The following is an 18710-nucleotide window of genomic DNA, read 5'->3' as shown; positions in this document are numbered from 1 at the left end:
AGTTCCCCGCGCCCCTGGGTGGGTCAGGTTTGCGGAAGACCGTCCAGCTGGACCTTGATCCTCGCGATGTCCTCGTCCGCCTTGGCCAGGCGGCCGCGGATCTTGTCCACCACGTTGTCCGGGGCCTTCGCGAGGAAGGCTTCGTTGCCGAGCTTGGCGTTGGCCTGGGCCTTCTCCTTCTCGGCCGCCGCCAGGTCCTTCGCGAGGCGCTTGCGTTCCGCCGCCACGTCGATCGTGCCGGAGAGGTCGAGCGCGACCGTGGCGCCCGCGACCGGGAGGGTCGCCGTGGCCGCGAAGCCCTCGCCCTCCGGCTGGAGGCGCAGGAGCTGACGGATGGCGGCCTCGTGGGGCGCGAGGGCGGTGCCGTCGAGCTCCAGACGGGCGGGGACCTTCTGGCCGTCCTTCAGGCCCTGGTCCTTGCGGAACCGGCGGACCTCGGTGACGACCCGCTGGACCAGCTCGATCTCGAGTTCGGCGTCCTTGTCGCGGAAGCCGCTGTCGGCCGGCCACTCGCCGATGACGAGGGACTCGCCGCCGGTGAGCGTGGTCCACAGGGCGTCGGTGACGAACGGGATGACCGGGTGCAGCAGCCGCAGCGTCACGTCGAGGACCTCACCGAGGACCCGTCCGGAGACCCTGGCCTGCTCGCCACCCGCGAAGAACGTCGTCTTCGACAGCTCGACGTACCAGTCGAAGACCTCGTCCCACGCGAAGTGGTACAGCGCGTCGGCGAGCTTGGCGAACTGGTAGTCGTCGTAGTACGCGTCGACCTGGGCGACCGTGGTGTTGAGGCGGGACAGGATCCAGCGGTCCGTCGCCGACATCTGCGAGGCGTCCGGCAGCGGGCCCTCGACCGTGGCGCCGTTCATGAGGGCGAAGCGGGTGGCGTTCCAGATCTTGTTGGTGAAGTTCCGGGAGGCCTTGACCCAGTCCTCGCCGATCGGCACGTCCGCGCCCGGGTTGGCGCCGTTGGCGAGGGTGAAGCGGACGGCGTCGGAGCCGTAGGCGTCCATCCAGACCAGCGGGTCCACCGCGTTCGGGTTCGACTTCGACATCTTCTTGCCGAACTCGTCGCGGACCAGGCCGGTCAGCGCGATGGTGTGGAAGGGGACTTGGCCGTCCATGGCGTAGAGGCCGAACATCATCATCCGGGCGACCCAGAAGAAGATGATGTCGTGGCCGGTGAGCAGGACGTCGGTCGGATAGAACTTCCGCAGGTCCTCGGTCTGTTCGGGCCAGCCGAGCGTGGAGAACGGCCACAGGCCGGAGGAGAACCAGGTGTCCAGGACGTCGGAATCCTGGGTCCAGCCCTCGCCGGTGGGCGGCTCCTCGTCGGGTCCCACGCAGACGACCTCGCCGTCCGGGCCGTACCAGATCGGGATGCGGTGGCCCCACCACAGCTGGCGCGAGATGCACCAGTCGTGCATGTTGTCGACCCAGTCGAAGTAGCGCTTCGACATGTCCTCGGGGTGGATCTTGACGCGGCCGTCGCGGACCGCGTCACCGGCGGCCTTGGCGAGCGGGCCGACCTTGACCCACCACTGCATGGACAGGCGCGGCTCGACCGTGGTCTTGCAGCGCGAGCAGTGGCCCACGGAGTGCATGTAGGGGCGCTTCTCGGCGACGATGCGGCCCTGCTCCTTGAGGGCGCCGACGACGGTCGAGCGGGCCTCGAAGCGGTCCAGGCCGAGGAAGGGGCCGTGGACGGTGATGATGCCGTGCTCGTCCATGATCGTCAGGGACGGCAGGTCGTGACGGCGGCCGATCTCGAAGTCGTTCGGGTCGTGCGCGGGGGTCACCTTGACCGCGCCCGTGCCGAACGCGGGGTCGACGTGGGTGTCGGCGACGACCGGGATCGTGCGGTCGGTGAGCGGGAGCTTGATCTGCTTGCCGATGAGGTGCTGGTACCGCTCGTCGTCCGGGTGGACGGCGACGGCCGTGTCACCGAGCATCGTCTCCGCGCGCGTGGTCGCGACGACGAGGCTGTCCTCGCCCTCGCCGTAGCGGATGGAGACCAACTCGCCCGCGTCCTCCTGGTATTCCACCTCGATGTCGGAGATGGCCGTCAGACAGCGCGGGCACCAGTTGATGATGCGCTCGGCGCGGTAGATGAGCTCGTCCTCGTAGAGCCGCTTGAAGATGGTGAGGACGGCCTTGGACAGGCCCTCGTCCATCGTGAAGCGCTCGCGGCTCCAGTCGACGCCGTCACCGAGGCGACGCATCTGGCCGAGGATCCGGCCGCCGTACTCCTCCTTCCACTGCCAGACGCGCTCGACGAACTCCTCGCGCCCCAGGTCGTGTCGGGACTTGCCCTCCTCGGCGAGCTGCTGCTCGACCTTGTTCTGGGTGGCGATTCCGGCGTGGTCCATGCCCGGCAGCCACAGGGCCTCGTAGCCCTGCATGCGCTTGCGGCGCGTCAACGCGTCCATGAGCGTGTGCTGGAAGGCGTGGCCCAGGTGGAGCGAGCCGGTGACATTCGGCGGCGGGATGACGATGGTGTAGGGGGGCTTGTCGCTCTTGGCGTCGGCGGTGAAATAACCCTTCTCCACCCAGCGCTCGTACAGCGTCCCCTCTACCTCGGCCGGCGTGTACTGGGTCGGCAGTTCGGTGGTGGGCGCTGTGGGCTGCTGCTGAGCGTTCTCGGTCACGGGGTCAGTTTAGGGGTGTCGCGGGCGTGTCCCGAAACGTGTTTGCTCTGTAACGGTGGGGGCCCCGATGCCGTGTGCCGCCTCTGTCTGAGCCAGGATGTCAGGAACACATAAGCATCTGGAGGGGAACCCAGAGATGAGTCACAACCAGCCGGGCCCGTACGGGCAGCCCCAGCAGCCCGGTCAGCCGCAGCAGCCCGGGCCGTACGGCCAGCCGGGCCCCTACGGCCAGCCGCCGCAGGCTCCGCAGGGCCAGCCCCAGCCCGGCTACGGCTACCCCCAGCAGGCACCCCAGCCCCAGCAGCCCGCGCAGCAGCCGGGTTACGGCTATCCGCAGCAGGGCGGGGTGCCGCCGCAGACCCCGCCGTACGGCCAGCCGCAGGCGCCCTACGGCCAGCAGGCCCCGTACGGCCAGCAGCCGCCGTACGGCCAGGCCCCCTACGGCGCCCCGCAGCCCCCGCCGCCGGGCGGCGGCAACGGCAAGAAGATCGGCATCATCATCGGCGCGGTGGCGGTCGTGGCCGCGATCGCGGTGGGGGCGTACCTCGTGATCGGCGGGGGCGGCAACGGCGGCGGCGGTTCGGACATCGCGGACGACGGGGCGCACAAGCTCGCCACACCGGCGACGATCCTCGGCGGGGAGTACAAGAAGGGCAGCGACTCCGGGATCGGCGGGCTGACCAAGGACGACATCAACGACGCGGAGTCGTGGGGCGTCAAGGACCCCAAGGGCGTCAGCGCGGGCTACACCGCAGGGTCGGGTCTCACCTCCAAGAACCTGATGTTCGCCGGTGTGTACGGCACCATCGACAACCCGGAGGGGGTCGTCGATGAGATGTTCAGCCGGGTCACGAAGGACGCCGGGAAGGACGCCGACAGCGGCAAGGTCGTCGGCAGCCCCAAGGAGTTCAAGCCCACCGGCTTTGAGAACGGCGTCATGAAGTGCCAGGAAATCCAGACCACCGAGTCCGGACAGACCGTGACGATGCCGTTCTGCATCTGGGCCGACCACAGCACGGTCACCTATGTGCTGGCTTTCGACGTGGCCAGCCTCGCCAAGGGCCAGAGCACCTCGATGGACGAAGCTGCCGAACTGACCGCCAAGGTCCGCAACGACGTGCGCGTCAAGGCCTGACGTACGCCCGCTCAACACTGAAGGGGCCCCGGTCTGTTGACCGGGGCCCCTTCGGCTGTTCTGCGTGCTGTCGCTACGCCGTCTTCTGCTCCCCCGGGCCCCGCCCGCGGGCGTCCCTCGGGATCAGGGTCGGGTTCACGTTGGAGTGGACGACGTCTGCCGTGATGACCACGCGGGCCACGTCCTTGCGGGACGGGATCTCGTACATGACGCCCTGGAGGACCTCTTCCATGATGGCGCGCAGGCCGCGCGCGCCGGTCTGGCGGAGGATGGCCTGGTCGGCGATGGCTTCCAGGGCCTCGCGCTCGAAGTCCAGCTCCACGCCGTCGAGTTCGAAGAGACGCTGGTACTGCTTGACGAGCGCGTTGCGGGGCTCGACGAGGATCTGGAGGAGGGCCTCGCGGTCGAGGTTGTGGACCGAGGTGATGACGGGCAGACGGCCGATGAACTCGGGGATCATGCCGAACTTGACCAGGTCCTCGGGCATGACGTCCTCGAACTGGTCCTTGGCCTCCAGCTCGCGCTTGGAGCGGATCGTCGCGCCGAAGCCGATGCCCTTCGCGCCCGCCCGGGACTCGATGAGCTTCTCCAGGCCCGCGAAGGCACCGCCCACGATGAACAGGACGTTCGTCGTGTCGATCTGGATGAACTCCTGGTGCGGGTGCTTGCGTCCGCCCTGCGGCGGAACCGAGGCGGTGGTGCCCTCGAGGATCTTCAGGAGCGCCTGCTGCACACCCTCGCCGCTCACGTCCCGCGTGATCGAGGGGTTTTCACTCTTGCGCGCGACCTTGTCGATCTCGTCGATGTAGATGATCCCGGTCTCGGCCTTCTTGACGTCGTAGTCGGCCGCCTGGATCAGCTTCAGCAGGATGTTCTCGACGTCCTCGCCGACGTATCCCGCCTCGGTGAGCGCCGTGGCGTCGGCGATCGCGAACGGGACGTTCAGCATGCGGGCCAGCGTCTGCGCGAGGAGCGTCTTGCCGGAGCCCGTGGGGCCCAGCAGGAGGATGTTGGACTTCGCCAACTCGATCGCGTCGTCACGGCTGCTGCCGCCGCCGTTCTCGCCGGCCTGGACGCGCTTGTAGTGGTTGTACACCGCCACGGAGAGGGCCTTCTTGGCCGACTCCTGGCCCACCACGTAGCCCTCCAGGAACTCGTAGATCTCGCGGGGCTTGGGGAGTTCCTCCCAGCGCACCTCGCTCGTCTCCGCGAGTTCCTCCTCGATGATCTCGTTGCAGAGATCGATGCACTCGTCGCAGATGTACACACCAGGCCCTGCGATGAGCTTCTTGACCTGCTTCTGGCTCTTGCCGCAGAACGAGCACTTGAGCAGATCGCCGCCGTCACCGATGCGTGCCACGGTGTGCTTCCCCTTCGCCTGGGAGACGCCTAGGTCCAGCGGCTCCTGGTGCTGCCTTATGTCCGACGGTACCTTGCCGGGCCCCCCGTTCGGGCCCCCCTTGGCAGGGTTCACTTTGACGTGCACGGTGCCAAGGGGCGGCATATCCTACGGGTCCGCGTCAGCGGACGGCGGCGTTGTTCATCTTCCGGGTGGAGATGATCTGGTCGATCAGGCCGTACGCCAGGGCGTCGTCGGCCGTGAGGATCTTGTCGCGCTCGATGTCCTCGCGGATCTTCTCGATCGGCGTGGTGGAGTGCTTGGCCAGCAGGTCTTCCAGCTGCGCGCGCATCCGGAGGATCTCGTTGGCGGCGATCTCCAGGTCGGAGACCTGACCGCGGCCGGTCTCGCTGTAGGGCTGGTGGATCAGCACGCGTGCGTTGGGCAGCGCCATGCGCTTGCCGGGCGTACCGGCCGCCAGCAGGATCGCCGCGGCGGAGGCCGCCTGACCCATGCAGACCGTCTGGATGTCCGGCTTCACGAACTGCATCGTGTCGTAGATCGCGGTCAGCGCGGTGAAGGAGCCACCGGGGCTGTTGATGTAGACGGAGATGTCCCGGTCGGGGTCCATCGACTCCAGGCACAGCAGCTGCGCCATGACGTCGTTGGCGGAGGCGTCGTCGATCTGCACGCCGAGGAAGATCACGCGCTCCTCGAAGAGCTTCGCGTACGGGTCGTACTCGCGGATGCCCTGCGAGGTGCGCTCGACGAAGCGGGGGATCACATAGCGGGACTCGGCGCGCGGGCCGGTGTACTCGGCCTCGGTGCGGGCGTAGAGGCCGCTGCCGGGGAAGTCGTTCACTGTCTGTCTCCTAGGGGCTTAGGCGGTCGGCTGAGGGGCTCTACGGGGCTCAGGCCCCGGTGCCGCCGCCGCCCGGGATACCGGCAGCCGTGGCGATGACGTCGTCGATGAGGCCGTACTCCTTGGCCTCCTCGGGGTCGAACCAGCGGTCGCGGTCCGAGTCACGGGTGACCTGCTCGACGGTCTGACCCGTGTGCTGGGCCGTGAGCTCGGCCATGCGCTTCTTGGTGTGCAGCAGCCGCTCGGCGTGGATCTTGATGTCCGAGGCCGAGCCGGCCAGGCCGGCGGAGGGCTGGTGGATCAGGATCTCGGCGTTCGGGAGGGCGAAACGCTTGCCCGGGGTGCCCGCGCTGAGCAGGAACTGGCCCATCGAGGCGGCGAGGCCCATCGCGATCGTCATCACGTCGTTCTTGATGAACTGCATGGTGTCGTAGATCGCCATGCCGGCCGTGATCGAGCCGCCGGGGCTGTTGATGTAGAGGTTGATGTCCTTGTCGGGGTCCGCAGCGGCAAGGAGCAGCAACTGTGCGGTGATCTTGTTGGCGATGTCGTCGTCGACCGGCTGGCCGAGGAAGATGATCCGCTCGTTGAGCAGCCGGTTGTAGACCTGGTCGCCGAGGCCACCACCGATGGAAGGCTCGCCGGCGGCGGAGGGCATCAGATTCGTCACGTATCCACCTGCTCGTCTTACGACGGCGCCGGGCCGTCTCACGTTTCCCTGCGTGTTCCCTGCGGGGCTGGGGCAGTCGGGGACTTCCCTGCCCTCGTAGTTATGGACCCTAACGCGCTGGTCCCTTCGGAGAATCCCGGTAAGCGGGGTGTTCGCCGGGGGCGTAGCGCCCCCGGGGCCGCGGGCCCGTCCCGTACGACGGGACGGGCCCCCGGGGAACACAAGTCCCCGGGGGCCCGTCCTACGACCTGCAAGGTGCCGTGGGCTCAGCCCTCGGTCTTCTCCTCGGCCTCGGCCGGGGTGTCCTCGGAGGCGGCCGAGGCGTCTTCGGCAGGGGCCGCGGCCGTCTCGTCCTCGTCGTCGTCCAGGTCGACGACCTCGCCGTTGGTGTCCTTGACCGTGGCGGCCTCGACCACGACGGCCAGGGCCTTGCCGCGGGCGACCTCGCCGACGAGGAGCGGAACCTGACCGCCCTCGACGACCGCCTGGGCGAACTGGTCGGGGGACATGCCGGAGGAGGCGGCGCGGCGCATGAGGTGCTCGGTGAGCTCCTCCTGGTTGACGTTCAGCTTCTCGCGCTTGACGAGCTCGTCCAGCACGAACTGGGTCTTGATGCCCTTGACCGCGGCGTCCTTGGTCTCGGTGTCGAACTCCTCGGCCGACTTGCCCTGGATCTCGAGGTACTTCTCGAGGTCGAGGCCCATCTGGCCGAGCTGGTGGTGCTCCAGGTTGTGCTTGCGGGTGTTGATCTCGTCCTCGAGCAGCTTCTCGGGGACGGGCACCTCGACGAGCTCCAGGAGCTTCTCCAGGACGCGCTCCTGGGCCTGGGTGGCCTGGTCGTACTGCTTCATGTTCTCGAGGCGCTTGCGGCTGTCCGCCCTGAGCTCGTCGAGGGTGTCGAACTCGGAGGCGAGCTGCGCGAACTCGTCGTCCAGCTCGGGCAGTTCGCGGGCGGCGACCTGGGTGACCTTGACGGTGACCTCGGCCTCCTTGCCGGCCGCGGAGCCGCCCTTGAGCTCGGAGGTGAAGGTGGCCTCGCCACCGGCCTCCAGGCCCTTCACGGCGTCGTCGATGCCGTCCAGCAGCTCACCGGAGCCGATGGTGTAGGAGACGCCGCTCGCGACGCCGTCCTCCAGCACCTCGCCCTCGACCTTGGCCTCCAGGTCGATGGTGATGACGTCGCCGTCCTCGGCGGCGCGCTCGACCGGGGAGGTCGAGGCGAAGCGCTCACGCAGCTCGGTGACGGCCTTGTCGACGTCCTCGTCGCTGACCTCGACCGCGTCGACCTCGACCTCGATGCCGGAGTAGTCCGGGATCTCGATGGCCGGGCGGACGTCGACCTCGGCGGTGAAGTTCAGCGTCTCGCCGTCCTTCAGCTCGGTGATGTCGACCTCGGGCTGGCCGAGGACGTCGATCTCGGCCTCGTTGACCGCCTCGGTGTAGAACTTCGGAAGCGCGTCGTTGACGGCCTCCTCCAGCACCGCACCGCGGCCGAACCGCTGGTCGATGACGCGCGCCGGGATCTTGCCCTTCCGGAAGCCCTTCACCGTGACCTGCTGGTTGATCTTCTTGTACGCCGCGTCGAGGCTGTCCTTGAGCTCCTCGAAGGGCACCTCGATGCTGAGCCGAACCCGAGTCGGGTTCAGGGTCTCCACGGCGCTCTTCACGGTTCGGTCTCCTTGGGGGCTGACTTCTTGGTTTCTGCCGGAGCCAGAGCGGCTCCGGCGGATTCGCCGCCCGGAGGACTTCCAGTGGAGATCCAGAGGATGAGGCACACGGGCGTGCAGCTTGCATAGTAACGGCAGCGGCGACACGCCCCAAAGGCGATCACTGTGTACGGCCGCGCGAGGTGATCGCGCAGGTGGTCGGGGTGGCGGGATTTGAACCCACGGCCTTCCGCTCCCAAAGCGGACGCGCTACCAAGCTGCGCCACACCCCGTCTGGTGCGACACGTAGGCTACATGCCCGCAGGCAGCGGGGTTGCCGCATTTCGCGAGCGGCAGGCTGAACCACGATCCGCGCGCCTCCTCCGGGGCGCCTGGAGCAGCCCGGCCGCGCCGTCACGAAGCGCCCACCCGCACTTCGACACGGAGCCCACCCAAACGCACCGCGCGTCGAAGCAAACGGGCACGCACGGCGAGCGCCGGCGCCCACGTGGTGTCGCGCCGCGCGGCCGGTCCGACGTCGTGGCGGCCACTCGCGTACGGCACAGGCCCCGCCCAGGACACGCGGGGCATCGACGCGAACGGACACGCACGGGGGGCCGCGCCTCCCACAGCCCATCCCGCCCGCGGCAGCCGAGTGGGAGCGGTTGTCAGGCCTCGCGAGCGGCGCGTCGCGGCTGGGCCTGCTCAAGCTCCGACCGCAGGCTGCGCAGGATGCGCGAGGCGCCGACCGGGCCACCGCCGGGACCGCCTTCGGGCCGTCCAGCGTGACCTGCCTGGCCACCAGCGTGCTCCCCTCCCGGGCCGGGTCCACGCGGCCCGGGAGACGGCCACCGGCCGGCACCGGCATCGCGAAATGGCCGTAGACCCGCTTGGGCTGGGGAACGTAGGCAGAGGGCGTCGTCGGTGGATCCGGATGGCGCGGACCGTGGTGGTCCGCAGCTCATCGCGGTGGTGGCCGTTCCGCGCGGGCGGGCGTCGGCGGGATCGGGACCGCCCGCGCGTGGCCCGGCGCGAGGACGCTCAGGGCGTTCGACGGACACGGCTTCCCGGCACCGGCGTCCGGACCCGGCGACCCGGTCGCCGGCGGCGCGTGACGTCCGCGGCAGCGCCCCTACGCGCCTCCGTGCGCCCCGTCCGTGACGCGCGCGGTCGGGGCAGGAAGGAAGGGGTGTGCGACCAGGGGTGACGACCCGGTACGATGCCTTCGTGCCGTCGGTCACCGGACCGCGGCGCGCGCTGTGCGGGCGTAGCTCAATGGTAGAGCCCTAGTCTTCCAAACTAGCTACGCGGGTTCGATTCCCGTCGCCCGCTCCATATGACTCAGGGCCAGGTCAGAGGATCAATCCTCCGCCTGGCCCTGATCGTTTCCTGTGTCACCGACCGTCGGTTGCGACATGGAACCTCGTCAGCGCAAAGATGATCAAGAGGTCAAGGGTCATCACGGGGATGGCCCACACGGGGTAGTACGGAACGAACATGAACTGGGTGATCAGGCTGATGCCCGCCGCCACGCCGACCCCGCGCCCCCAGCTCTTGTTCGTCACGACGCCCAGGCCGGCGATGACGAGCGCCAGTCCGACCACAAGGTGAATCCAGCCCCCAGCGGTCAGGTCGAACCGATAGGAGTACCTGGAGGCGGCGAACAGGCTGTCGTCCGCGATGCCGGATGCACCCATGAGGATGCTGAGCGGCCCGCTGAGCATCAGCGCGGCCCCGGCGAACAGGGACGGGCCGCTGAGTCCTTCGCTGCTGCTCGGCCCCCCGTATCGCCGCGTCTCGCTCGGCGTCGCTGCCCTGGCCGCCACCTTCCTGGACAGCACGGTCACCGACGCACCACGCCCGCGGCGACGCCGGTCGCGTTCCACTGACAGGATCACCGCGATCCTTCCGCGCCGCGACTGCAACCCGCCATGGGGCGGGACGTGGACTCCTCCCGCACGAAGACCTCCGGCCCGGTCCCCCGAGGGGATCGGGCCGGAGGTCTTGTCGTGTTCGTCCGGTCGCTCGGTCGTCCGGGCTAGAACTGGATCGAGTTGATGGTGTCCGCTATCGAGTCCAGGAAGCGTTGGATGTCGTCGGCCATCCCGGTCGAGGCGAGGAAGAAGCCGAAGAGCACCGCGACTATGGCAGGGCCGGCCTTGATGGATCCTCCCCGCATCAACACCACCAGGATGATCCCCAACAGCAGCACCACTGACAGCGAAATGGCCACAACTCATCACACCCTCGGTCGGTCCCGCTCTCCCGGCCCGGGGACGCGACCCCGCGACCCCCGCCAGAACCATCGTGCCACCAACGCGGCCCGCATATGCGGCCGGTGAGGCAACGTTTGGCCATGCCGATACACGCTCCGCACCTCCTGGCCGGTTCCTTTCGGTGCTCCCCCACATTCACCCACCGCGTCCGCACATCCCCTTCGCAGGGAATTCGAATGGTCGACACAGACGTGCGAGGACCGTCGTTATGCGGCATTTCGGATGGATGAATGCTGACAATGCAGGCCTGTTGAAGTCGGCTCAGAAGTGAACAACCGGCCACGAGACGACCGGTTTTACCGCACCACACAGCCGAGGCTAGGGTGCCTCAGATGTTTCCAGCCGCCGCCGACGCAGTCCCCCGTCCGCGCTCGCCGCAGGACCCGCCACCCGCCAAGCAGCGCGACTCCTTCTTCGACAACGCCAAGTACCTGGCGATCGTCCTGGTGGCCGTCGCGCACTCCTGGGAGCCGCTCAAGGGCGACAGCCGGATCCTGGAGGGCGTGTACACGGTCGTGTACTCGTTCCACATGCCGGCGTTCATCGTCATCTCCGGCTTCTTCTCCCGCAGTTTCGACATGCGCCCGGACCGGCTGCGGCGGCTGATCACCGGCGTCGCCGTGCCGTACGTCCTCTTCGAGACGGCGTACTCCCTCTTCAAGCGCTACGCCGACCACGATCCGGGCATGGCCATCAGCCTCCTGGACCCGTGGTTCCTGACCTGGTTCCTGGTGGCGCTGTTCATCTGGCGGCTGACCACGCCGATCTGGAAACTGGTGCGGTGGCCGCTGCCACTCGCGCTCGGCATCGCGATGCTGGCGTCCGTGACCCCGGACATCGGTGACGACCTGGATCTCCAGCGGGTACTGCAGTTCCTGCCGTACTTCGTCCTCGGCCTGGTCATGAAGCCCGAGCACTTCCGGATGGTGCGGCGCCGCTCGATGCGGATCGCGGCGGTGCCGGTGTTCGCGGCCGCCCTCACCGTCGGCTGGTGGGCGGTGCCGCGGATGGACACCGAGTGGTTCTACCACCGCAACGCCGTCCAGGAGATGGGCGCGCCCTGGTGGACGGGACCGGTCATGGTGCTGGCCATGTTCGGCAGTTCGCTGCTGCTGACGGCCTGTTTCTTCGCCTGGGTGCCGGGCCGGCGGATGTGGTTCACCGCGCTCGGCGCGGGCACGCTGTACGGCTATCTGCTGCACGGTTTCCTGATCAAGGGCGCGGGTTTCGCGGGCTGGTTCGACCACGCCTGGCTGCACCGGCCGCTCGGCGAGCTGTTCGTGAGCGCCCTGGCCGCGATCGCCGTCACCCTGCTGTGCACCTCGCCGGTGCGCCGGGTCTTCCGGTTCGCGATGGAGCCCGACATGAACTGGGCGTTCAAGAAGGACGCCGTCGACGTGGCCCGGGTTCGCGAGCGGACGACGGCTCCTCGCGAGAAGGTCGACGCCTAGTCAGACCCCCGGCTCAGGCCGAGAAGCGCGCGCATCCCCGCGTACTTCTCGGTCAGTCGTTTCCGCGTCACCTCGTCCAGGACCGCCAGGCGCGCCGGGTCCGCGTTGTGCGCCAGGTCGGCCTCCTTCACCAGCAGCGCGCCCGGCGTCTCCAGGATGCGCCGGGCGTACGCCTCGGGCGGCTCCCCGGCCCGCTTGGTGACCGCGAGCACGATGTCCTTCGTACGGCGGCTCAGCGCGGCCTGGTCGAGCCACTGTGCGGAGAGCGCGTCGTCCTCGACGGAGTCGTGCAGCCAGGCCGCCGCGATCTGTTCGTCGTCGCCGCCCCGCGTGCGTACGCCCTCGGCGACGGCCCGCAGGTGTTCGGCGTAGGGCCGACCCGCCTTGTCGGTCTGGCCCTCGTGCGCGGCGCGGGCGAGGGCCTCGACTTCGGCCAGGGTCAACTCGTCGGTCATGCCTCCAGTGTCGTCCACGGCTCCGGCCGTGTCCCCACCCCGGAGTCCTGGTCAGCGCGGCCCGGACTGGGCTGTAGGGCCTTCCCGGCAGATCAGCAGCAGCGCGCGGTCGTCGTTGACGTCCTTCGCGACCGCCTCGATCAGGTGCCAGGCGGCACCGTGGAAGCCGCCCGCCACATAACGGTCGGCCTCGCCCGTCAGGCGGTCGATGCCCTCCACTATGTCCCGGTCGGACGTCTCGACCAGACCGTCGGTGAAGAGCATCAACACGTCACCGGGCCGGAGCGAACCCTTCACCGGGTCGAACTGGGCGCCGTCGTAGACCCCGAGGAGCGGGCCCTCCGCGGCCTTCTCCTCCCACCGGCCGCTGCCCGCGCTGAGCTGCAGCCCCGGCGGATGGCCGGCCGAGTAGAGCTCGTAGTCGCCGGAGTCGAGGTCCAGGACCAGGTGGATCGAGGTCGCGAAGCCCTCGTCCCAGTCCTGGCGGAGCAGATAGCCGTTCGCGGCGGGCAGGAAGGCGTGCGGGGGCAGTGAACCCAGCAGGCCGCCGAACGCTCCCGACAGCAGCAGGGCACGCGAGCCCGCGTCCATGCCCTTCCCGGAGACATCCGTCAGGACGACCTCCATCGTCCGGCCGCCGTTGGTACGGGCCGCGACGACGAAGTCACCGGAGAACGACTGCCCGCCCGCGGGACGCAGTGCCATCTCCCGGTGCCAGCCCTGCGGCAGCAGCGGCAGCTTGCTCTGCACCCGGATGCGTTCGCGCAGGTCGAACAGCATGGTGCCGCCGCGCCGCCAGGGCACACCGACCCGGCTGCGGAACTGGGCGATCAGCAGGCCGAAGAAGCCGCAGGCGGCCACGACCAGGACCACGCCCGGGGTGACCCGGGACGGCCCCTCGGTGTACGGCCCCAGCTGCACCGACTCCACGATCAGGGCCGTCGCCGCCGCCGCGTACAGGCCGAGCAGGCTCGCCGGGCGCAGCAGCAGTCCGCCGGCGACGATCGGCAGGACCAGTGCGGCCGGTGAGCACCACACCGAGTTCATCAAAGTAATGGCCGCGATCACCGGGACGGTCAGGAGCAGACCGGCCAGCGCGACCCAGTCCGAGCCGTCGCCGCGGAAGTAGTCCACGGCACTTCTGCGCAGGCCGACGCGGACCCGGTGCCACTGCATCCTCAACCGGGCCGTGAACGTCTCGGCTTCCGCGCGCCGCTCTCGTCCTGCTGCCATTAGTTCGGGACCTTATCCGTCGAACCCCCTGCTTGGCACAGGAGGTACGACTTGTCCCCCGTGCGAGGTTCAACTTCACAGTCTCCAGGGGGCCGTGCACACCCCGGCCGGCGACGGGTCCCGGGAAAATTCCCTCGCTCGTACCGCTATGCCCTGGTAGGCATGGTTCATGGGGACTGACTTGCGGGTGCTTCGGCAGGACGAATGGGACGAGTGGTACGGCAACCTGGTCCGCGCCTTCGGCGGGGTCCCGGAGTCGGCCGAGGAGCGGGAGCTGTGGCGTGAGCTCAGCGTGGACGACCGGTTCATCGGCGCCTGGGACGGCGAGCGGTGTGTGGGCACGGCGGGGGCGTTCGCCTTCCGGATGACCGTGCCGGGCGGTGCCTCCGTGCCCGCCGCCGGCGTCACCATGGTCGGCGTGGCCGGCACGCACCGGCGGCGCGGGGTGCTGACCTCGATGATGCGGCGCCAGCTGGACGACGTACGGTCCTGGGGCGAGCCGCTGGCCGTGCTCACGGCCTCCGAGCCGGTGATCTACGGCCGGTTCGGGTACGGCGCCGCCACCTATCACGTCAACGCCGACATCGACACGACCCGGGTGCGGCTGTCCGTGCCGCCCGGCACCGACGACGTACGGCTGCGGTACGCGGCGCCCGCCGATGTGCTCGACGCGTGCGAGGCGGTGTACGCCCGGCTCGTGCCGCGGCGGCCCGGGATGATCGCCCGGGTCCCCGGCTGGGAGCGGCTGTGGCTGCTCGACCCGGAGAGCGACCGGGACGGCGCCTCACCGCTGCAGTGTGTGGTCGCGGAGCGGGACGGGGAGGTCGTGGGGTTCGTGCGGTACCGGGTGAAGGCGGACTGGGAGCCGGCCGGGCCCAAGGGCACGGTGGTGGTCTCCGACCTGGAGGCGCTGGATCCGGCCACGCACGGCGCGCTGTGGCGGTTCCTGTTCGACCTCGACCTCACCTCGCGGATCGACGTGCGGCGGCGGCCGGTCGACGAGACCTGGCAGTACCTCGTCTCCGACGTCCGGCGCTGTTCGCTGCTGGTGCGGGACTCGCTCCATGTACGACTGGTGGACGTCGGGGCGGCGCTGCAGGCGCGGACCTATCAGACGCCGGTGGACGTGGTGTTGGAGGTCGAGGACTCCTTCTGCCCCTGGAATTCCGGGCGTTGGCGGCTCAGCGGGGACGCGAAGGGCGCGTCGTGCGACCGTACGACGGACCCGGCCGATCTCGTCCTGTCCGTACGGGAGTTGGCGGCGGCCTATCTCGGTGGCGTGAGCCTCGCCTCGCTGGCGGGGGCCGGGCTGGTGCGGGAGGTGCGGCAGGGGGCGTTGACCGAGGCGGCGGTGGGGTTCGGGTCGGCGGTGGCGCCCTGGCTGCCGCACGGGTTCTAGGGCCTGCCGTCTAGGGTTTCTGGCAGGCCGGGCACCAGAAGAGGTTGCGGGCGGCGAGATCGGCGGTGCGGATCTCGCCGCCACAGATGTGACAGGGCAGGTTGGCCCTGCGGTACACGTAGACCTCGCCGCCGTGGTCGTCGACGCGGGGCGGGCGGCCCATCGCCTCCGGGGTGTGCTCCGGGCGGACGGTGTCGATGCGGTTGTTCCGCACACCCTCGCGCATGAGCTCGACGAGGTCGGTCCAGATCGCGTCCCACTCGGCGGGGGTGATGTCCTTGCCCGCGCGGTAGGGGTCGACGCGGTGCCGGAAGAGGACCTCCGCGCGGTAGACGTTGCCTACGCCCGCGATGACCTTCTGGTCCATCAGGAGGGCGGCGATCGTCGTACGGCTGCGGGAGATCCGCTGGTACGCGGCCTGCGGGTCGGCGTCCTCGCGGAGGGGGTCCGGGCCGAGGCGGTCGTGTATCGACTGTTTCTCGGTGGGGGTGATCAGGGCGCAGGTCGTGGGGCCGCGGAGGTCGACGTACGCCGTGGTGTTCGCGAGACGGAGGCGGACCGTGTCGGTGGGTGGCGGTGCGGGGGTCGCGCCGAAGGTGACCTTGCCGAAGAGGCCGAGGTGGATGTGGACCCAGTCGGTGTCGCGGAAGCCGAGGAAGAGGTGTTTGCCGTGGGCTTCGGTGTGGGTGAGTTCGGAGCCGGTGAGGAGGGCGGCGGCGTCCGAGAACTTGCCCTGGGGGCTGGTGACGCGGGGTTCCGTGCCGGTGAAGGCTTCGGCGTAGTCCTGTGCCAGGCGGTGGATGGTGTGCCCCTCAGGCACGGTGGCTCCTTCTTCGGCTGCGGGTGGGCGGGGGCGCGGAGGTTTTTCGCCCCCGCCGCCCCTACCCGTCCCGTCCTCCAGGGGCTGCCGCCCCTTCGACCCCGCTCCCAGGGGGCTCCGCCCCCTGGACCCCCGCTCCTCAAACGCCGGAGGGGCTGAATCGCTACTGCTGGGGGTGGTGCGCCGGGATCGCCGGCAGGTCGCCCGTCGTCTCGTAGTCGGCCAGCATGTCGATGCGGCGCTGGTGGCGCTCGTCGCCCGAGAACGGCGTCGCGAGGAAGGTCTCGACGAACTTCGTCGCCTCCTCCGTGGTGTGCATGCGAGCGCCCACCGCGACGACGTTGGCGTTGTTGTGCCGGCGGCCCAGCGACGCGGTCTCCTCGCTCCAGGCGAGGGACGCCCGGACGCCCTTGACCTTGTTCGCCGCGATCTGCTCACCGTTGCCTGAGCCGCCGATCACGATGCCGAGGGCATCGGGGTCGGCAGCCGTGCGCTCGGCGGCACGGAGGCAGAACGGCGGGTAGTCGTCCTGGGCGTCGTAGATGTGGGGGCCACAGTCGACCGCATCGTGACCGGCCGCCTTGAGCCAGTCGACGAGGTGGTTCTTGAGTTCGAAGCCCGCATGGTCGGAGCCGAGATACACGCGCATGGGATGAGTGTGACACGGCTGTTTCAGGGCAGCAGCCCCGGGTGTCGGCCAGGAAAACCGTGAACCCAACAATGGAACCTCAAGCAAACCTCAAGTAACGATCTGGATTCAAAGGTTCACGAACTTCTTCGCCTCCGATTCACTGGACCGACCCGTACACCGCTCGTACGGGATCCCCCCACCCGGCACGAAGGAATTCCCCGTATGACTGGTCTCCAGGCCGGACTCAAGAACCGTCACCTCTCGATGATCGCCATTGGCGGTGTCATCGGAGCGGGCCTTTTCGTGGGCTCCAGCTCCGGTATCGCCACCGCAGGACCCGGCATCCTGCTGTCGTACGCGCTCGTCGGCACGCTGGTCGTCCTCGTGATGCGGATGCTCGGTGAGATGTCCGCCGCGAATCCGAACTCCGGCTCCTTCTCGGCGCACGCCGACCGGGCGCTCGGGCGCTGGGCCGGTTTCTCCATCGGCTGGCTTTACTGGTTCTTCTGGGTCGTCGTGCTCGCCGTCGAGGCGACCGCCGGTGCCAAGATCCTCGAAGGGTGGATACCCGCCGTACCGCAGTGGGGGTGGGCGCTGATCGTGATGGTGGTGCTGACCGCCACCAATCTCGTCTCCGTCGGGTCCTACGGCGAGTTCGAGTTCTGGTTCGCCGGAATCAAGGTCGTGGCGATCGGGGCGTTCATCGTCATCGGTCTGCTCGCCGTGTTCGGTGTCCTGCCCGGCGTCGACGCCGACCAGGCGGGGCTCTCCAACCTGACCGACCACAGCGGTTTCCTGCCCAACGGGCCCGGCGCCATCCTCACCGGTGTACTGCTCGTCGTCTTCTCCTTCATGGGCAGCGAGATCGCGACGCTCGCCGCCGGCGAGTCGGAGGACCCGCAGCGGGCCGTGACCAAGTCGACCAACAGCATCATCTGGCGTATCGCGGTCTTCTACCTGGGTTCCATCTTCGTCGTCGTCACGCTGATCCCGTGGGACTCCAAGTCCATCCAGGACAACGGCTCCTACGTCGCCGCGCTCGACTCCCTCGGGATCGCGCACGCCGGTCAGATCATGAACTTCATCGTGCTGACCTCGGTGCTGTCCTGCCTCAACTCCGGCCTGTACACGGCCTCCCGGATGGCCTTCTCGCTCGGCGAGCGGGGCGACGCGCCCAAGGCGTTCGCGCGGGTCAACGGCAGGGGTGTGCCGATGGCCGCGATCCTCGCGTCGGTGGTGTTCGGCTTCGTCGCCGTCTTCTTCAACTACCTCTCCCCCGACAAGATCTTCCTCTTCCTCGTCAACTCCTCCGGTGCGGTGGCCCTGTTCGTGTGGCTGGTCATCTGCTTCTCGCAGCTGCGGATGCGGAAGATCATCCAGGCCGAGGCGCCGGAGAAGCTGGTCGTGAAGATGTGGCTGTACCCGTATCTGACCTGGGCGACGGCCGCGTTGATCGTGTTCGTCCTCGGGTACATGCTGACCGACACGGAGCACGACGGGCGGGAGACCGTGCTGCTGTCGCTGCTCGTCGCGGCGGTGGTGCTGGTCATCGCCGTGGTGAAGGAGAAGGTCGGGCGCGGGCGGGTGGGTGCCGCCTCGGCCGGTGACGTGACGGACAAGGTCTCCGTCGGCTGAACAGGCGTGTGACCGGGGCCCCGTGGCGTTGTGCCGCGGGGCCCTTCGCGTATGCGTTCACAGGACGGTGAAGCTGGCCTTCACCTTCTCGTACGTCTTGAGGGCCTGCGTCTCGGTGTCCGGCTGGTACCAGGTGTTGATCTGGTACGACGTGTCGCCCGCGTTGAAGCCGAGCAGCTGGGCGTGCCAGGGGATGCCGTCGAGGGTGAAGGTGTACTCCCACACGACCGCCGGGTGATCGCGGAACGTCGTCTCCTCCAGGCGGATCTTGGCGTAGTCCTGGCCCTGGTGGGCGTTCTGCTCGGAGGTCCGCCAGGTCTCCATCAAGTCGCCCCGGGCGAGGGACGACTTGGCCGCGAGTTCCTGCTTTCCGTCGGGCGAGGTGTAGTGGACCTCCGCCCCGGTCTTCACGTCCCGCCGCCAGCCGGTGGGGGTCGCCCACGCGAACCCACCGGCCTCCTCGTGTGCGCCGGGCGGGAGCGAACGGGGGCGGGAGGTGCCCTCGACGGT

Annotated in this window: 15 protein-coding genes and 2 tRNA genes; 5 read left to right on the top strand and 12 right to left on the bottom strand. The window is 69.1% G+C overall.

Translation table 11 applies throughout. The features are described from left to right. Nucleotides 1-23 precede the first annotated feature (23 nt). On the bottom strand, nucleotides 24-2648 hold the full coding sequence (locus tag AQJ46_RS10720; protein WP_059205344.1) for a valine--tRNA ligase: 2625 nt from the start codon (nucleotides 2646-2648) through the stop codon (nucleotides 24-26). Nucleotides 2649-2784: 136 nt separating this feature from the next. On the opposite strand from AQJ46_RS10720, the gene AQJ46_RS10715 reads away from it, so the two are divergent. Next, nucleotides 2785-3783 (top strand): hypothetical protein, encoded by a 999-nt coding sequence (locus AQJ46_RS10715; protein WP_059205343.1) that lies wholly within the window; start codon nucleotides 2785-2787, stop codon nucleotides 3781-3783. Between the two features lie 73 nt (nucleotides 3784-3856). Here AQJ46_RS10715 and clpX read toward each other — a convergent pair whose 3' ends face one another. The 5 genes from clpX to AQJ46_RS10690 all read right to left on the bottom strand — a co-directional run bounded on the left by clpX (nucleotide 3857) and on the right by AQJ46_RS10690 (nucleotide 8593). Continuing rightward, a complete protein-coding gene (clpX, locus tag AQJ46_RS10710) occupies nucleotides 3857-5143 on the bottom strand; it encodes an ATP-dependent Clp protease ATP-binding subunit ClpX (protein WP_007382022.1) in 1287 nt (428 codons plus the stop codon). Between the two features lie 160 nt (nucleotides 5144-5303). Next, the gene (locus AQJ46_RS10705; RefSeq protein WP_020136160.1) at nucleotides 5304-5984 is read right to left on the bottom strand and encodes an ATP-dependent Clp protease proteolytic subunit; all 681 of its coding nucleotides are present in this window, start codon (nucleotides 5982-5984) and stop codon (nucleotides 5304-5306) included. Nucleotides 5985-6033: 49 nt separating this feature from the next. Next, on the bottom strand, nucleotides 6034-6642 hold the full coding sequence (locus tag AQJ46_RS10700; protein WP_059205342.1) for an ATP-dependent Clp protease proteolytic subunit: 609 nt from the start codon (nucleotides 6640-6642) through the stop codon (nucleotides 6034-6036). A gap of 278 nt (nucleotides 6643-6920) precedes the next feature. Then, entirely contained in the window at nucleotides 6921-8321 is a 1401-nt protein-coding gene (gene tig / locus AQJ46_RS10695) for a trigger factor (protein ID WP_059205341.1), read from the bottom strand. Nucleotides 8322-8516: 195 nt separating this feature from the next. Continuing rightward, nucleotides 8517-8593 (bottom strand) — tRNA-Pro (locus AQJ46_RS10690). Nucleotides 8594-9561: 968 nt separating this feature from the next. Between AQJ46_RS10690 and AQJ46_RS10685 the strand changes: the two genes are divergently transcribed. Beyond that, nucleotides 9562-9635, top strand: a tRNA-Gly gene (locus tag AQJ46_RS10685). A 59-nt stretch (nucleotides 9636-9694) separates the two neighbouring features. Here AQJ46_RS10685 and AQJ46_RS10680 read toward each other — a convergent pair. Both AQJ46_RS10680 and AQJ46_RS10675 read right to left on the bottom strand, forming a co-directional pair. Beyond that, on the bottom strand, nucleotides 9695-10147 hold the full coding sequence (locus tag AQJ46_RS10680) for a DUF7144 family membrane protein (RefSeq protein WP_225887294.1): 453 nt from the start codon (nucleotides 10145-10147) through the stop codon (nucleotides 9695-9697). Nucleotides 10148-10338: 191 nt separating this feature from the next. After that, nucleotides 10339-10533 (bottom strand): hypothetical protein, encoded by a 195-nt coding sequence (locus AQJ46_RS10675; protein WP_020136157.1) that lies wholly within the window; start codon nucleotides 10531-10533, stop codon nucleotides 10339-10341. A gap of 375 nt (nucleotides 10534-10908) precedes the next feature. Here AQJ46_RS10675 and AQJ46_RS10670 point away from each other — a divergent pair, with 375 nt between their 5' ends. Beyond that, on the top strand, nucleotides 10909-12027 hold the full coding sequence (locus AQJ46_RS10670; RefSeq protein WP_059205340.1) for an acyltransferase family protein: 1119 nt from the start codon (nucleotides 10909-10911) through the stop codon (nucleotides 12025-12027). Here AQJ46_RS10670 and AQJ46_RS10665 read toward each other — a convergent pair. Next, nucleotides 12024-12482 carry an HD domain-containing protein gene (locus tag AQJ46_RS10665; RefSeq protein WP_059205339.1) on the bottom strand — a complete coding sequence of 153 codons (459 nt, stop codon included), beginning with the start codon at nucleotides 12480-12482 and terminating at the stop codon, nucleotides 12024-12026. The two genes, AQJ46_RS10670 and AQJ46_RS10665, sit on opposite strands and share 4 nt — an antisense overlap. 51 nt (nucleotides 12483-12533) lie before the next feature. Further along, complete coding sequence (locus tag AQJ46_RS10660) at nucleotides 12534-13715, bottom strand: PP2C family protein-serine/threonine phosphatase (RefSeq protein WP_057615980.1); 1182 nt, start codon at nucleotides 13713-13715, stop codon at nucleotides 12534-12536. Between the two features lie 169 nt (nucleotides 13716-13884). Between AQJ46_RS10660 and AQJ46_RS10655 the strand changes: the two genes are divergently transcribed. Further along, nucleotides 13885-15114 carry a GNAT family N-acetyltransferase gene (locus AQJ46_RS10655; protein WP_107117242.1) on the top strand — a complete coding sequence of 410 codons (1230 nt, stop codon included), beginning with the start codon at nucleotides 13885-13887 and terminating at the stop codon, nucleotides 15112-15114. A gap of 10 nt (nucleotides 15115-15124) precedes the next feature. Here the strand turns inward: AQJ46_RS10655 and AQJ46_RS10650 are convergent, their stop codons facing one another. Both AQJ46_RS10650 and AQJ46_RS10645 read right to left on the bottom strand, forming a co-directional pair. Continuing rightward, nucleotides 15125-15934 carry an Fpg/Nei family DNA glycosylase gene (locus AQJ46_RS10650; protein WP_059205337.1) on the bottom strand — a complete coding sequence of 270 codons (810 nt, stop codon included), beginning with the start codon at nucleotides 15932-15934 and terminating at the stop codon, nucleotides 15125-15127. A 163-nt stretch (nucleotides 15935-16097) separates the two neighbouring features. After that, nucleotides 16098-16583, bottom strand: coding sequence for a ribose-5-phosphate isomerase (locus AQJ46_RS10645; RefSeq protein ID WP_059205336.1), 486 nt, complete (start codon nucleotides 16581-16583; stop codon nucleotides 16098-16100). Between the two features lie 204 nt (nucleotides 16584-16787). Between AQJ46_RS10645 and AQJ46_RS10640 the strand changes: the two genes are divergently transcribed. Continuing rightward, on the top strand, nucleotides 16788-18200 hold the full coding sequence (locus tag AQJ46_RS10640; protein ID WP_059205335.1) for an amino acid permease: 1413 nt from the start codon (nucleotides 16788-16790) through the stop codon (nucleotides 18198-18200). Nucleotides 18201-18710 lie beyond the last annotated feature (510 nt).

The organism is Streptomyces canus, from assembly GCF_001514145.1.
In the GTDB taxonomy this organism is placed as follows: Bacteria; Actinomycetota; Actinomycetes; order Streptomycetales; family Streptomycetaceae; genus Streptomyces; species Streptomyces canus.
Note: the sequence above shows the minus strand (reverse complement) of the source record. Positions and strands in the feature narration are given on the sequence as shown.